Here is a 15,637-nt window from a genome sequence, read left to right as displayed (position 1 = left end):
TTAGAGGGCTTGGATGCGGAAGGTGGCGTACCGATCGCCCAGAGTTATGAAGTCGCCCTCGACAATGGGCTGGTCGCCCATACCGCGGATGTCACGACCGTTGACGGTCGTGCCGTTCATTGAGCCCACGTCACGAACAACGAACCCTTGGCCGATCCATTTCACGATGGCGTGGCGGCGTGAAGTCGAGTCGCTACCGAAGCCAGGCTGACGGCCCAGTTCAGCGCCCGCCTCAAGTTCCGCTCGCCCGATCGCACGTTGCTGGTCGCGGACAGCGTCGCCTACGCCGACAAACAAGAGGCCCGACGGGCAAGGCTGGGCCCCACCGGCGCGATGGCCGCGTCGGCGCAGGAAGATCACCAGCCCCCCACCGAGCGCCAGCAGGCCCAGCGCGCTAATCCCGGCGAACAGAGCCCAGCCGGGAAAACCCCCGCCCTTTCGAGTCTTCGTCGGGGTGTCCGCCGACACAGGGGCGACGGTGGCGGCGATCGGTTCGACTCCGCAGGCTCCGCCGTCGGTCTCAATTTGAGCGCCCAGTTCACGGGCGAGCCGACGGACGTCGGCCACTCCAATGGCGATGTTGGCCCCGTTTGCCCCTTCCAGAACAGCAGTGTTCAGGCCAACCAGTCGGCCGCAATGATCGACTAGCGGGCCGCCGCTCATGCCCGAGTTCAGGTCGGCGGTGTGGGCAATCTGGTCTACAGCGGAGCCGCCTGAATTTATGCTTTCACGCTCCAGCGCACTGACGCGACCGTTCGTGATCCAAGGCCGCGACTGGACCCGGCGCCAGAGCGCGAGATCAGTGTAAGGGTACCCCAGCGCCCGAACTTCGGCGTCGCGATTGAGAGCGCCATCCAGCACGATGACCGGTGGGCGGTCGAGGCCCGGTACGAAGAGGATTGCGATGTCCTTGCTTCGTCCGGTGTCGCTTCGCCGATACTCCGCCTCACGCTCGATCACGGCAGGGCGGCCGTCCTCGTCCTCGCCGCCGGCGCTTCGGCGAGCGGGTGCCAACACCCGAATGCCGTTGGCGCTACCATTGGCGATCACATGATAGTTGGTGGCTACATACACCCCACCGTCACCGCGCCCCACGACAACGCCCGTCCCCAACGAAATTAGTTCATCACCGCTGAAAACAACAACCCGCAATACGCTGGGATCAAGGCTCTCCATGTTGAAGGTCGCCCCGGGTGCAGGTCGCCCGACAGATGGGGCCGCTGGAACGGAAGCCGTAGCAGGTGGGTTGACCGCCGCGTGTGCGGTTCCGGCGAGCGTTGCGGCGACGGCCCCAGCTAGAATCAATCTGCACATGTTGAGCTCCCCCTCAGATAATGCGGACGCGGTAGTCAGCCCCCGCCAGCCGGACGGTGTCCCCGGTGCTGACGACATCGCCCGTGCGATCCAGCGGAACCCCGTTCAGTAGACTACCGGTAGGACCAGCGAGGATTAGGCGGCCGTCGCGGACCCGCCAGCGTGATTTGCCGGGACCACGCAGGCCGCGGATCAGATCGTTGGGCGAGAGGACAATTGTTTCGGGTCCGATGAGTTCGACCGCTCGCACACCGGCACCACTTCCTCCGCGACGGCGAACCACCAGAGCACCCAAAAGCAGCGTGACTAACAGAACGCCGACGCCCGCGGCGACCACGGCCGCCACAGTCGATCGGGGGCGCACAAGCACCTTCTTAGCCGGAACCGCTGTCACAGGAGTTTTCGCAGGCACCTGGACTGAACGGGATTGGGGTACGGATGCGGCGTCCGAAACCGTTGGGGGCTCGCGGATGACCTTCGCACCGCACGCGTCCGGATTGGCGTCGGCGAAGCTGAGGCTACGGCATCCCGCCGGGCGGGCCTGAGCATTGCGCTTCGTAGGTCCTGTGGCAGGCGGGCCGGGGGTGACGATGATGGGTTGCTGCTCCACCGGATCCGAAGGTCGTTCTGAAATCACCGATACGGATGGCGCAGGCGAGACGGGATCGCCCTCGGCTTGCACGGAAGGCGGATCCTGCATCAGCAGCGCCGCGCTCGCCAGTAGCGCGATCATAGAGCTGCGCCCGTAGAGAACGACACTTCGCGACACTCCGACCGGAACGCGTCGGGGTTCTCCAATCCATTGACTAAGTAGACACCACGCCGCTTGCCGTCGTCGCCGATGCGCACGCCGCAGCCATCAGGATTTCCGTCGCGGACCTGGCCCAGGTAGTAGGGTGCGCCGTTGCGCAGTAAGGCTCCCCACCAGAAACCTTCGCCTTCCGACCGCACGCCGACAAAACTCCGGCCGTCCTCCAGGTTCATGCGCCCGCTAAAGCGCCCACTTGGAGCGCGTCGCCCGAGCGCAAGAACTGTCTCGCCGTTCTTGAACGAGCCAGTCGCGGCGCCTGAGCGCCATTGACCTAAGAACCCCGTGGAGTCCGTTGGCCAAGCAGCGACGAAACCGTCCACGCTTGAGGCGCGAAGTCCATCCTGGCCGAGATTTACCGATGTTTTACCGGCTACATGCCGGTAACTGTCGGCCACACGAACGTAACCAGTACCGACGCCAACTACAGCTGTGCCGTCTACGCTTTCGATGCGCAGCCCCAAATAGCCCTCACCATCGCGCAGGGCACCAGCAGTGACTGGCTGGCCACCATCGACGTGCCCCTGAAACGTTCCGCTGCCAAGATCTATACGCCAAGGTGAGGTTGGACCTGTGTATGTCCCGCCGGCGCGCGTCGTTGTCGCACCCAGATAACGCGAGCAATAATATGTGGTCCGACTGTAAGAACGCGTGAAAGTGCCATTAGGATCAGGGCGGCAATAGCCTGAGTAAACATCAGACCCGTCCGTGATACGAGGCACCCAGTCGTTGTAGGTGACCTTCGGTTTCTCAGCCTCATCTTTCGCGGCCATGTTTCGCACCGCTTCCAGCGAAGCGTCGAACCCTTCTTCCGAGGCTGCGTTAGCTCCCGCCCGTTGTCGTCTGGCCTCAGAGCTGGCGACTTGGGCCAACTCAACGTCAGCCAATGCTGCCTGGTATGCGACATCAGCCTCACGATAAACGTGGTCTGTAGGGCCGCTCATCTGGCCGATCCCCCACACGGCGATAGCGCCAACGACCACCACACCGCCCGCAATTGCCCAATTGCGGGGATTGCGCGCGTGTTGTTCCCAGACCGGGACGGCCCTCGGTTCGGCGCGAAACAGCAGACCGCGCCATTCGGCGACGGACTGCGGTCGAGAGCGGGCATCCATCTGGAGGGCCCGGTCCATGCCTGAGAGGAAGGATGCAGGGGCACGCCCAGCACCCATACTCACCGCACGCGCGCCCGCGATCAGGTCGGTCATCGCTGGCTGCTTGCCGATCAGCATGCGCCAGAACGTGGCGGCTAGGCTGTAGATGTCAGACTGCGGTCCCTGCTCGGAGATGCGATTGTCCTTGAGCTCAGGCGGAGCATAGCTGTCCGTGATGAAGGCAATCGATTTGGTATTTCCCTCTCCTTCATCAATCGCCATGCCGCGCGCCGAACCAAAGTCGATCAGTTGGACGAGAGTGTCGGGGTCAGCGAGGATGTCGCCGGCATCTGCATCGAGCCTGCCGGATGCAGGGCGAACAAGGATGTTCGATGGCTTTATGTCCCGGTGCAGTAGGGTGCGGGTTTCAAAGCCCAGAACGCGCAGGACCACGGCCGGTCCCTCAGTGTGAATGTACTCGACCGCGTCCAGCAGCTGATCGACCAGCGGGCGTACGCGCTCCAAGGTCTGCGTCTCGAAGCGCCCCTCAAGCTCGGACAGGTAGTCGTGAAGAGTGACGCGACGGTGGATCCGCCCCTCCGCTTCGTCGATCACTGCGCGGCCTTCGACCAGATCGGTGACGTAGTAGGCCGTCCCGTTGGCCATGAAGGCGTCTGTCACCCTGCAGATGTTGGGGTGCTGCAACTCTTGGAGGTATTGGGCCTCGTTGCTAAATTTTCGCAACCCCTCCGCGAACAGCTTGCCGTGACTGCCTGTGTCGTCCGGGCGCGGGCTGACTCTGCCGTCGGAGGCGCGTTCCGCAAAATCCTCAGGAAAATACTCTTTGAGGGCGAACACCGCCCCGCCGGGCTCGGCTACGACGCGGTAGGTGATGCCGAATCCGCCGGCGCCGATAACCCAAGCTGGCGTGCGAAGGCGGACACCCTTCCACGTGTCTGCTGGCTCGATCCGGTAGGCCTTACCGCCGGCACCATGCAGCGTCGTACCAGCCTGCAGATAGCGGCCACGCCCCTGACTTCGTGGCATTCTCACCCCCAACAACCCCACTCGAGGCTTAGCCAACTGACTGGCTCGAGTAAACCGAGACGGGCATGGAGGGCCTAACCTATTGGTGACATCGTCCCGCCGTTAGCGAACGGCCGCAATGCCGCGCGCTCGTGACAAGAGGGGGAAGGAGAGTTCCAAACGACGAAGCGAGGGATGCTCGAAGAGCAGCGTCCCTGTTTTCGCCAGGGTCCTAGCGTTTTGAGCGCGACCGCGGCCGAAATCGCGGGGCGGTCCAACAGGCACCGGGCAAAGGGCATCAAATAGAGGCGAGCACCCAGCTCGTGACGCAATCGACCAGAATCCCTGCGGCGACTTTGCCAGCTGTTCCAAAGGCTAGAGCCAGTCGACAACCTCGTTCGGCTGCACCAGTGTTACTAGGCCCGCCGTGGTATGGGCGGTATCTGGACAGCGATGGAGACGGAATAGGATGCGAGTAACGACTGTGTTTTTCAGCGCGCTGATCGCGTTGGCGCTTCCCAGTACGGTACTTGCATCAGCGCCTACCGGGGCTGGTGATTGGGACGCTGCCCCTTTTCCGGACCGCTGCCTAACCGTGGAGGACTTCGATGGTCCAGGTGAAACTCAGCTGGTTCTCGCACTCGAATTGGATGGTAGCAGCAGTCTAATGCTGACAAACGCCGGATGGTCCAGCGTCGCCGATCAGCAGTACCCAAGCCTCGCGGTCCTTGTGAACGGCAATGTTTACGACGGCGCGGGCGGGGTTGGCGTCGAAGTGCTCGGACGCAAGGGATTTGCGATGAACATGCCAGCAGAGTTTCTCAACGACGTCGCCGCGGGACGCGCTCTGGACGTCTATCTGGGCGACCAGGTGGTGGACAGCCTCTCTCTCACAGGAAGTGCAGATGGAGTGAGCGCGCTGCGACGCTGCATCGTCGGCGTGCGGCGCGAGCATGAGGCGGCAGAACGTGAACGGCGGCGATTCGAGGGCCTCCCCCGCGATCCTTTTGCTCCGAAGCATACAGGCAACTAGCTGGCACCACGCCAAGGCAGTGATCTGCTGCTGCCTGGTTAGGTCGGTGCGCTTGGTCGGCAGCCGCGACGGCACCTTGCTACGCGAAGGACCAGGTCCCCGCTTGAGACGGGGCCGCCAGCGGCTGCAGCGCTTGCCTCTCGACATCCAACGTGGACCGATCGTCGCCGCGGGCGGCGGCTTGCCGACATTGCGGTCGCGGAAGCCTGCTTCATAGTGGCGGTCGCTGATCAGGAGAGACTAGGTGCGTTGGCTCATCTTCACACTACTGGCGGCGGTGCTCGGCGTCGCCGGCTGTCAGCGGGAGCGGCTAACGCAGTCCGCCGTCGATCTGGTACGCGCCGGCGCGCCGGAGGCCTGTTCGCATGCGGACGTCCAGTCGGCGCTCGGCGCACGTCTCCCCGGCGACGTGGGGGTCGAGGAGATCATCTTCTCCGGCTTCGACCATGAACGGCTTCGCGTTCGATGCGAAGCCCTGACATCGGGTCGGCCGGTCTCCTTCGAGGTGGCGCAGAACCTCGCCCGACCGGGGCGGGTGACGGTGATATTGAGCGCGCCTGCGGAGCCAGAGGCCTTGGCCGCCGCGGCGGCAGCGGTGCCGTCTCGCCCCTCGGCGTCGCCGCCCCCCGCCGCCGCCGCGCGGGGTTACACCTACGACGTGCCCGAGACCTATCCGGCGGCCTTCACGCTATGGCGCAGACAGGTCCGCGGCCTTCCGCTGGAAGATCGACCCTGGGCGCGGACGCTTCAGGGCACGGCCGTGCCGGTGAGGAAGGCCTATATGGCCGGCGCAGACTACCTGCTGGGCGGAGTGTGCGAACCGCATAACTGCGGGGGCAATGAAGCAATCCTGATGATCAGCCCTGATCAGACCCGAGTCCTAGGTATCATCCGACTGACGGGGCCGGATCGGCGCGTGGTCGATCATCTGGTCGGCTCCCCGAGCGCGCTGGAGGCGCGGTGCCTAGCCTTTTATCTCGAAAACGGCTCGGACGCTCAACGGTGTCCCTGATAGCCTTCCATGGTGCAGCAGGCGGCTCGACCCAATGCGATCTGCTCACGTCACGCTTTGACCTTTGGTGTATTCAACAAGGCTAGGTTGCAGCCGTCCGATCCGAGATCGTATCCATGGCGTTCGGAAGTAATCCCTAGCCGTGCTGGCACCGCGAGCCCAGCGTCGGACATCCGGAGCCGATCATGCCCGAATTTCCCGAGCCGACGTTTCCCATCGCCCTGAAAACGGGACAAATGTTGTCGTTCACGGGCCGGAAAAACCCAGAGGCCCTATGGAACCAGCATGTCTGGGTCTACGAAAGCGACGCTGCGAAGCCAGACCAGCCGACGATGCGGCGAACCAATGACTTTGGCATCGACTACGTCTTCGGCCCCAAGCCAGGCAATGAGAAGAAGGAGGTTCGGTTCCACCTCCGTCATACCCGTCACGATACCGGCCAGGACAATGGCTCAAGGGTTGTCGTGACGGGCAAAGCGCCCAGATGGGTGTTGATCTGCCACGACGCCTGGGGTGACGACAAATGGGACTACATGCTGGAGATCAACCTCCTCAGCGCCGTTGCCTCGCTTGATGCAGGCGGCGTGTTCGAACTCGATACCGCCAGTTCCGCGTAGTTGACGACCAGAATTTTCGCTGGTCACCCTCTCGAATGGGGGACCTATGACCGTCTCTGTTCGCGGGCAGAAGGTCACAGGGCGAAGCAGCGCGGTTCAGCCCGCCATTCCTGAATGGTCAGCCGGTCGTTACCGTTCGCGAGCTTCCCAGTGGCATGTCAGCGGGGCGGGGCCGTCATCGCAATGGGCAACACCGCCCGCGGCGGGTGTAGGTAGAAGGTAACTCGCCCCGGGCAACCGACGCATCGGCATCTGGGCTTGGCGCCCCAAAGGCTCCGAGAGGGGCCCGCGATCTGGGCGATGCGTTCGAGATCGGCGCGGATACGGACACCGCACCGGTCGCACTCGGCATAGACCGGCCAGCCGTTGGCGAGGATCGCCCGCAGACTTGAGGCCGCCTGCCGCCAATCGGCATCGGTGTAAGCGTCGTAGTTCTTGCGACCCATCCGATGGCAATCAGCGAGCCGTCGTTTTGAGTCTGTGGCGCTCGAGTCTTGCTACCATCATCGGCACCGAACCGGGTGCCGCGGCCTCAACCTCTCGCAGCAGGGCCATGATGCCGGCCCGGCCATCAGCGCTGGCAAGGTCCAAGCCGGCCAGCAACTCGCGCAACACCACGGCGCGTTTGTCAGATGTATCCTTCACGGCCCGCTCCGATCTCTGAGCCAACCGACCCCGCAACCCAGATACGCCCGCGGCCATGCGAAGTGCAAGAACATAACGGGAACGCGGTGTGGATGAACGAGGCTTGGAGAGCCAGCATCCAATGCCGCTAACACCGCCAATGGAAGGGGAGCCGAAAGTCGGCAAAGCCTTAGCCCTAGCCGGTAAGGGCGGCGCATCCGGCTGCAAGTAGAGTCTCCACGATGGCGTCGAGCTCGCCGGGCGAGCGGGTTGGATCTTCATCCGAGCCTCGAGGGACAAAGATGACTGTGCCGAGGCGTGCGCGGCTCAGGCACGCGGTAGCCATTGATCCTAAATTGCCGCCGGTCGTCGGGAACCTGAACGCGGCCCGACGCTAGTTCGGGCAGAGGCCAACGTCAGTCCGCACCCGACCTCAAGCGCCTCGCGCGACCGGCTGGCTTCAGCGACGTGGTGGAAGACGGGCGATTTCGGTCGAAACCTTGCCGGCTAGTTTTGGGGCGGCGCTCGCCGCGAACGCGAATGCGACTTGACTTGCGGCCGGCTGATCGGCATCTGACCTCATCGTCTTCGGCAGTTGCCGGGCGAGAAAGATTCCCGCTGGGTAACCCGCGGGTGCGCTCAGGCGCTACAGACAGGGCTCTGGCCCAACTTCTCAAGCCCTCGAAACCCCCGGTTTCGAGGGTTTTACTTTTTGGCCCGCCGGTCGCGCCCGGAGAAGAGACGCGCCTGCACGACATGGGCGGCCTTGGAACTGCGCCCATGGGCCTTGAGCCAAGTGTGGCCCAAGGGTTTCAGTGCTCCCCTCAGGTCGGGCCAGCCGCGCCAAGTGTCGCGGAACACCCACGGCCAGCCCTCCGGACTCGAATCATGGGACAACCAGCGGAGCCCAAGCGCTCCAACCTCTTTCCGTAGGTCGGTGCCCAGATCGACGGACAGCGTGTCCGCCCACAACCCAGAAAAATCATCGCCGTCCAGCGCTGTCGATCTGAGTAGCCGGCAAAGGGCGTCCGCCGCGTATCGCGTTCGGATGTCCTTCGCGCCGGACCGGCGGATGAGCTTCCAGAGCTTGAGCGCCCGCTCGGGCTTTCGCTCCGTATTGAACCGGTCGATCAGCATCCCGGTTTCGTCTGCGGTCAGGCGGCCGCTGGGGCGGTGGCGGGCTATCGCGCCGAGGATGACGGGCAGATCATCATGCCCTGCTTTCGCCGGGCTTAGCCACCTCTCCGCGCGCTCTACGAGAGATGCGGAGAACTCGGATTTTCGCGGAGCATGATGCGCCAGAAACTTCCATACGACCGGCCAGCCCTCGGCCAATGCATTCTCGTCCAGCCAGGCGAGACCGTCCTCCAAGAGGTCCGGGAGCGGTCCGTACTTTTCCAGCGCGGCCCCGAAGACGCTTCCCCAGTTGCGATGCGAACGGGGCGCCGTGCGCATCCACCAGTCGAGATTACGCGAGATTGCCTCCGACCCGGACCAGCGCCGGTCCTTGGTGCGGTGGGTGATAAATACCTTGGACCAGGCGTCCAGCTCAGGCGCGGCCTGGCTCAACCAGGCCGACTCGGCCGCGAGCAGCTCCGGATCGAGGCCGAGTTCCGGGCGATCGATCTTAACCACGTACCAGTTCGCGTCCCAGCGCGGGTGGCTGAGGTGGACCTTGACGAGCCACTCCAACGTACGAGGGGTCAACTCCGCGACCTCCCGGCGCCGACCGGCCTGGATGAGGCAATACCGCCAGCTGGGCCAGATGAATCCCCAAGTCGTCGGAGGCTCCTCATGGCTCGCGCCCCATCGGGTGGCGAGGTCGAGCATGTCCTCAGCCGACCTGAGTGGAGGGTCCGCTCGGTTCACGAGTTGCCAGGCGATGGTCCAGTCCTGATGTGCAAAACTGTCCGGCAGCCACGCGCTTGTCGACTGCAGGAGCGGGGTCTTCAGACTGGCGTCGGGCAGCATTTTGACTACCGCGCGCACGATCTGGGGTCTGAACCGGGCGCCCCTTGACTGCATGCGCCGTGCGGCATCCGTCAGCAGGCCGTCCCTCTGCGTGGGAGTGAGGACTCTGCTCGCAGCCTTGAGCATCGGCAGCCACCCGGCGTCTTCGCTGTGGGTTCGCAGCCAGAGCCACATCTTGATGCCCAAGCGCGGAGCGTCGACGTCGTCTCGCAGAAGAGGCAGCGCCAGCTTGGCGACGGAGGCCCAGCCGGGATGGCTGGGCCTGGCGTCTTCGAGCCAGGCGACCATCATGGCGGTGAGCGGTTCGCGCATTGAAGGGAAGGCGTTGAACAAAACGCCCGCAACAGTGCCCCAGCCATTCTGCTCCGTGCCGGCGCGCAGCCAGGCCATTCCGGCCTCCGCCAAATCCTGGCGGACCTCCTCGGTCGCCGCCTGCTTGAGCAGCGTCTCCCACACGAAGGGCCAACCGGAATGCCTGGCGCTGGCTCTGTCCAGCCAGGTGCGGCCGAGGCGCAGGATTTGTTCCGGCGCCGCAGCGCCCGGCCTTGCGACCAGCAGATTCCATACGAACGACCAGCCGAAGTGCTCCGGATCCGCCTCAAGCCGTCGTATGGCGTTAGCTTCCAGATCCACTCGCTGCGTTTCAGGAAGCTCGCCGTGTTCCCAGAGGCCGGTCCAGATGAACGACCAGCCGTCGTCCGCATCGACCGCAGCCTCCAGCCATTGCAGTGCTAACTCGGTGAGCCTGCTTTTGACCTCGCTCGTTGCGCGCCCGAGCAGCAGGCCCAGCATCCGGTCGAAGCCGAGCGTCCCGGAGTCGACGGCGGGCACTGCTCCCGGAACGACGCCCAGCCACGCCAACCCGAGGCTCACCAACCGCTCCCGGTCTTCCGGTATGAGCTCGTGGAGGAACTTCCAGACGGCCGCCCAATCCCGCGATTGAGGGTTGGCCACCAGAAAACGGTAGGCATGGGCCCCGTGGACCGTCCTCTGTTCCTCGGTGAACGGACCCTCTGCGAGCGCCAAGAGAACTGCGCCCCAGTCCCAGGTGAGAGGCTCAGTAGCGACCATCCAGGCGGACGCGAGGAGCTCGCCGTCCAAGCGGGATCCCCTGCGGATCATGGCGAGCACGCATCGCCTGAGCCCTCTCCATTCCGGCGAGGCGTCAATCATGCGGAGCAGAGGATCGACAAGCTCCGGTCCACCGCCGTTCCGGATGGCGTCGATGGCGACGAACGACCACTCGACCCAAGGCCGGCCGTCGCTCCGCCATTCCGCCAGCCGGTCCAGCAGGTCGACTACCGCGTCGAGCGGTTCTATGCCGCCAGTTGGTTGTCCATATTTCAGGAGCGTGTGGCAGGTCAGACGGAGACCCCTACCCGGAACCGCCGTCGTAGCGAGCGTCTCGATCAGGATCCGGCTCGGCGCCGGGCTGAGGCCCAAGGCGAGATCGCTGTCCAGGATCGCCCAGATCGGCAGATCAGTGAGCGGCTCGACGTCGCGCACAATCTCCGCATAGATTTCCGGCAGAAGCTCGACCAGTTCCGACCGTATGAGGTCGGCGCGCTCCCGTAGATCGGCCTCGACGCCGCGGGACCCGAAGCGGGTCCGCACTAGGCGGGCGATCGCCCAGAGCGGAGCCGTCCTGATCTCGGGCGCAAGATCATGGCGGCCGAGAGCGCCTCGCAAGCCGTCCGCCAAGTGCCGCTTGCGATGGTGCCTGTCCGTCCGCCGCCCAAACCACTGACGGTAGATGGCGTCGGCGAGGTGGGGGTGGGTGAGGCGCACGCCTCCCTCTTCATCCTGAAAGGAGAGGTGATCATCGGCCGAGGCCAACTGATCGAGATCGCGGGCAAGATCGTCGTCCGCCGCACGGGCCGCCTCGAGGGCGATGACCGGGTAGTCTGTGTAGAGCCGCCCGAAGGCGAGGACGCGAGCCACGACCTCGAAAGCCGTAACCGACTGGTTGGGTCGCGACATGCCCTGCAGCCGCTCCCGGAAACGTTTGGCGAAATCGGGGATCTCCCCCCTGTTCCACTCGAAAAAGCGTTGAACAAGGAGCACGTCGCCCTCAAGGTTCGGCGCGGCTCGACCGGTTCGGCTTTCATACCAGTCCGCGAGCTCCTTCAGGTCCGCCACGCTCTCCTTGGGCAGGTCGAAGGGGTGAATGTCCAACTCAGCGAACAGATTTTCCTCGCCGTATTCCCGCTGTTCCGACGGGCCGCAGGCGACGATAACAGGCGGCAGCAAGGGCTCGGTCGTCGCTTGTCCCGAAATCCTGGACCATTCCTCGCTCGCGTTCTGAGCGGCTTCGGCGAATGCGTCCTGGCGGGACGGTGCAAGTGGATCGTCCAGCGCCACGATGATTTGACGCCCCGCGAGGGCGGTATCGCGGAAGCGGGCGACCGCCTCGCTCAACCGTTCCGGCCGGGAGCCGAGCCACAGTATGACACGCTCAGGGTTTTCATGGTGAAGGCTGGCGAGCAGATGCAGCAGGGCTGCGCTCTTGCCGGCCCCGGAACGCCCCCCGACCCAGAAGCACGGCAGCTTCTCCGTGGCCGGCGGAATGTCGGACAGCCAAGCTTCGGCCGCCTGATGGACTTGCGCATAGACGCGGCGGCGGGCGAGGCGACCCGCGACGAGGTCTGGGATACCGAGGCGCTCGCCGATCCTCACGGCTTCCCGCAGATTCGGTTCTAGCTCCACCACGACGGGTGCCCGGTCGTCGGCGCCCCAGATCCTGAAGTCCCGCTTGCGCTGAGCTGCTGTGGCGCGCAGACCCGAAAGATGCAGCCGGAAATCGTCCACGGCGGCCGCAACAAGGGCAGGGTTCTCCGCGCGCAGCAGGCGTCCTGAAAACTCGTCCACCGTACTCTGCGCGCTGCTGTCGGAGAACTCCTCGATAAGGAGCCGGATCGCCTCCAAACGGGGAGCTGCAGACACGCTGGTCGTGAGCCGCCCCTTGAACGCCGTCAGCTCGGCCGCATTGAATGCGCCGGCCGGGGTCCAGCGCTTAATCGTGCCGGCAATGTTGCTCAACTCGCTACGCGCGCCCTGGACTTGGAAGCGGACCAGGTCGAGAATCTCAGGTGCCTCTTTCCGCGTCAGCGCATCGATGCTCCACAGTTCCTCCAAGGCCTTGATCACCGCGCCTGACGATAGGGTCCGTTTGATCTGCGACACGATCAGTCCGCCACCGTCGCTCTCGACGATGTCCGAAAGCGCCTCCATCAGAACGAAGCCCTCGCCGAGCGCTTCGGAACGAATGATCCGATGCAGGGTCTGCGCGATCTGGTAGTCGAAGCCGGCCAAGGCGGTGAAACCCCCGGCGCTTGCGCGGGTGCGCGCCCACGCCCGCTGGATGCGGTCCAGACCCGCCAGAGCGGCGAGGGCGCGCTCTTCTCGTAAAGCTCCAGGCAGGTTCGGACCGATAGGAGGGGGAGGAACGGTGGCCAAGAGTTCCTCGCGCGACTCGGCCGGCGCGACTTCGCCCTGACCCGTTAAATTGGCTACAAGCTGCAGTGGCTCCTTGCAACGTTCTAGAGTGGTGTCTCGAGCCGAAGGTCCTGCGGTGAGCATCCGCGTGGGCCGGCTTTGCGGTCGTGATCGCGGGCAATCGAGTCAGCCCCGTTCCTGAAGGATGATCCGGTGACCGCGGCGTCCCGAAATCCCAATCATGCCGGCGCGCGTCGAGAAATTGGCGAGATCGCAGCGGGTGCTGCCGGACAGCCAGATGACCGATCAGGAGGCGCCTCACAGCATCGCCGCCATCGCGAGTAGGTGCGGGAGGAAACGCCGGGCGCTCAATCGGATTGCTGCAGCATTATCCAACAGCGGCACAGGATCATTGGGTCGGCGGATGTCGAAGCCTTAGACGACCAAGGGGCGCTGAAGCTCTTTAGCGAGGTCTTGGTTTACGGGTCCCAAGCGTCTTCTAAGGATGCACGACCGGCCCCCTTTCAGAATCCATGCGCGCGCGACCCCGTGGGAGGCCCTCTAAAGTCTTGTCCTCGGCCATCAGTGAAGATCCGCTAATGGCGCATTGCGAACCTGGCAAAAGAGACGGCAAGGGGGTCCGTTCGCGTCGTTCACCCACCTCATGAGAAAGTCCGTGACTGCCCCAGATCATGTGGTCAGCACTTAGCGGCTGAAGGCCATGACATTGTCCGTCGCCCCCATCGCACCCGCGACTGCGGCTGCGGTACGGTCGGCGGCCTCGCGCACCGGATCGTCGGCCAAATGCGCATACTGTTGCGTCGTCTTCACGTCGCGGTGGCCGAGGATGGCTGCGATCATTGGGAGAGACAGCCCGCCCGATACGCCGAAGCTGGCGAAGGTATGCCGCAGATCATGGAGGCGGACGTCGGAAAGACCGGCGGTTGCTCGTACTCTGGTCCACACCTTAGGCGTCCCAACGTAGTGGCGATCGGACGCGCTTTCCGAAGGAAACACAAAAACAGATCCGGTCTTTCTCGGAAGGCCTTGGAGACAGGCTAACGCCGCCGACCCGAGGGGCACGCACCTTGCGCCGGTCTTTGAATCGGCAAGTTTCAAGGTAGAGCGCGCAAAGTCCACCTCTGACCAGCGCATGCTCTCAATCTCGCCCTTCCGCGCGCCTGTCAGCGCCAGCAGGCGGATAACGTTCAGCCCGTGAGGATTTAGGCCCGCCGCTGCCGCGTCAGTCAGAGCGCCGGTCAAACGGCCCAACTCCTCGGCACTGAGAAACCGCTGCGACTGGCGATCCTTAAAGCGTTCGACGCCCCGGACGGGATTGTCGGGCCGCAACCCTTCCCGGACCGCAAAGGCGAAGATCGCGCCAAGTAGGCCGACCGTTCGCGTAGCTGTTCCCTTGCCGCCTTTGGACGCCGGATCGGTGCGGCGGCGCCGGTCAGCGTGGGCCAGCGCCTTTCCTTTCAAACCTTGGGCCTTCAGCGCCGCTGTAGTCGGCTTGGGAGTTGTTGCAGTCTTCCCCGCCGCCACATCCTTCAGGAACCGCGCGACGTCGGCAGTGGTGACGCTGGACACGGGGCGTCGGCCGAACAAGGGCAAAATGTGTGCCTTGATGCGCGCTCGGTCGGAGGCCAGCGTGCTTTCCTTTTTCAGGGAGACGCCGTCCTGCAGATACCAATCGCAAAGCGCCGCGACGTTCATTTCGGACCGGGCGCGGTGGCGCTTGCTTTGGGGATCTTCACCGAGCCGGACACGGCTCAGGACATTAGCCGCTTCGTCGCGGGCCTGTTCCGGAGTCATCTCGCCATGACGGGCAATGGTGTACTCGCGCCGTGCAGCCGTGCGGCCCTGTCCCGCTCGATACCACACGAAGTAGGTTTTCAGGCCCCGTGGGGAGACCTTGAGCCCGAACCCCTTCAGGTCCGCGTCCCAGACTCGATAGGCCACCGCCGCGGGCCTTGCCGCGTCCACTGATTTCTTGCCCAGCCGTTCCACACGCCGATCTCGTTCCACCCGACTCTCCGGTAGTGGTGAGTGCGGCGACCCAGTCACCACTTAGTCACCACCAATACGGAAACGAGATGTATCAGGAGCATGCTCCTGACAAGCTATCGAGCGGATTTTGCTTCATAATTGACACTCCCGGAAAGAAGCGGAAACATGGAGCACTCAGCGTCTTTAGCCCTCCGAAGGCAGGGGTCAGAGGTTCGAATCCTCTCGGGTGCGCCACTTCCTCATATCATGGCGACGACGGCGGGCGCCGCCGCTCAGCCCTCCCGCGCCACCACATCCTCCAGCGCCGCCAGGAACTGCTTCCAGCCGGCATGGGCGCCGCCGAAGGCCTGCTTCTGGTCGGGACGGAACCCGGCCTGCTCCATCCGCAGGTGCGTCCCTTCAGCCGACGGCGTGAGGGTGAAGGTCACCACGCTTTCGAGGGCGTAGGCGGGATCGTCGTGGGCGAAATTCCAGCTGTAGGCCAGGGTCCGGTTCGGCTCGATCGTCAGGACCTCGCACTCCAGCACCCCGCCCCATTCGCCGCGCAGGCTGAAGCGGTGTCCGACCGCGGGCTGAAAGTCGTTCTTCATCAGCCACTCCTCCATCAGGTGCGGCTGGGTCAGCGCGCGCCACAGCTTTTCGGGCGGGAAGGGGATGTCGCGTTCGACGACGACGGTGCGGGTGTCGGTCATG

General features: G+C 64.4%; 11 protein-coding genes. 4 read left to right on the top strand and 7 right to left on the bottom strand.

Annotated features, from left to right (window positions below; genetic code table 11):
- The 3 genes from GGR12_RS01315 to GGR12_RS01305 all read right to left on the bottom strand — a co-directional run bounded on the left by GGR12_RS01315 (nucleotide 1) and on the right by GGR12_RS01305 (nucleotide 4,263).
- Nucleotides 1–1,176 (bottom strand): trypsin-like peptidase domain-containing protein, encoded by a 1,176-nt coding sequence (locus GGR12_RS01315; protein ID WP_183202051.1) that lies wholly within the window; start codon nucleotides 1,174–1,176, stop codon nucleotides 1–3.
- Nucleotides 1,177–1,327: 151 nt separating this feature from the next.
- Entirely contained in the window at nucleotides 1,328–2,047 is a 720-nt protein-coding gene (locus GGR12_RS01310) for a hypothetical protein (protein ID WP_183202049.1), read from the bottom strand.
- The gene (locus GGR12_RS01305) at nucleotides 2,044–4,263 is read right to left on the bottom strand and encodes a serine/threonine-protein kinase (protein WP_183202047.1); all 2,220 of its coding nucleotides are present in this window, start codon (nucleotides 4,261–4,263) and stop codon (nucleotides 2,044–2,046) included. The genes GGR12_RS01310 and GGR12_RS01305 overlap by 4 nt, the downstream gene beginning before the upstream one ends.
- A gap of 302 nt (nucleotides 4,264–4,565) precedes the next feature.
- Between GGR12_RS01305 and GGR12_RS16880 the strand changes: the two genes are divergently transcribed.
- The 4 genes from GGR12_RS16880 (at nucleotide 4,566) to GGR12_RS01285 (ending at nucleotide 6,904) form a co-directional block, all read left to right on the top strand.
- Nucleotides 4,566–4,721, top strand: coding sequence for an excalibur calcium-binding domain-containing protein (locus GGR12_RS16880; protein ID WP_183202045.1), 156 nt, complete (start codon nucleotides 4,566–4,568; stop codon nucleotides 4,719–4,721).
- Nucleotides 4,722–4,837: 116 nt separating this feature from the next.
- A complete protein-coding gene (locus GGR12_RS01295; protein WP_183202043.1) occupies nucleotides 4,838–5,275 on the top strand; it encodes a hypothetical protein in 438 nt (145 codons plus the stop codon).
- A gap of 244 nt (nucleotides 5,276–5,519) precedes the next feature.
- Nucleotides 5,520–6,287 carry an Ivy family c-type lysozyme inhibitor gene (locus GGR12_RS16800; RefSeq protein WP_183202041.1) on the top strand — a complete coding sequence of 256 codons (768 nt, stop codon included), beginning with the start codon at nucleotides 5,520–5,522 and terminating at the stop codon, nucleotides 6,285–6,287.
- 185 nt (nucleotides 6,288–6,472) lie between these two features.
- Nucleotides 6,473–6,904, top strand: coding sequence for a hypothetical protein (locus GGR12_RS01285; RefSeq protein WP_183202039.1), 432 nt, complete (start codon nucleotides 6,473–6,475; stop codon nucleotides 6,902–6,904).
- Between the two features lie 456 nt (nucleotides 6,905–7,360).
- Here GGR12_RS01285 and GGR12_RS01280 read toward each other — a convergent pair whose 3' ends face one another.
- The 4 genes from GGR12_RS01280 to GGR12_RS01265 all read right to left on the bottom strand — a co-directional run bounded on the left by GGR12_RS01280 (nucleotide 7,361) and on the right by GGR12_RS01265 (nucleotide 15,636).
- Nucleotides 7,361–7,549, bottom strand: a complete 189-nt coding sequence (locus tag GGR12_RS01280) for a hypothetical protein (protein WP_183202038.1) — start codon at nucleotides 7,547–7,549, stop codon at nucleotides 7,361–7,363.
- A gap of 684 nt (nucleotides 7,550–8,233) precedes the next feature.
- Complete coding sequence (locus GGR12_RS01275) at nucleotides 8,234–12,811, bottom strand: hypothetical protein (RefSeq protein WP_183202036.1); 4,578 nt, start codon at nucleotides 12,809–12,811, stop codon at nucleotides 8,234–8,236.
- Between the two features lie 828 nt (nucleotides 12,812–13,639).
- Nucleotides 13,640–14,944, bottom strand: coding sequence for a tyrosine-type recombinase/integrase (locus GGR12_RS01270; RefSeq protein WP_183202034.1), 1,305 nt, complete (start codon nucleotides 14,942–14,944; stop codon nucleotides 13,640–13,642).
- Nucleotides 14,945–15,216: 272 nt separating this feature from the next.
- Nucleotides 15,217–15,636, bottom strand: a complete 420-nt coding sequence (locus GGR12_RS01265; protein ID WP_183202032.1) for an SRPBCC family protein — start codon at nucleotides 15,634–15,636, stop codon at nucleotides 15,217–15,219.
- Between the last annotated feature and the right edge of the window lies 1 nt (nucleotide 15,637).

The sequence above is a fragment of the Brevundimonas lenta genome (genome assembly GCF_014196335.1).
Lineage (GTDB): Bacteria > Pseudomonadota > Alphaproteobacteria > Caulobacterales > Caulobacteraceae > Brevundimonas > Brevundimonas lenta.
This window is presented reverse-complemented; position numbering and strand designations above follow the sequence as displayed.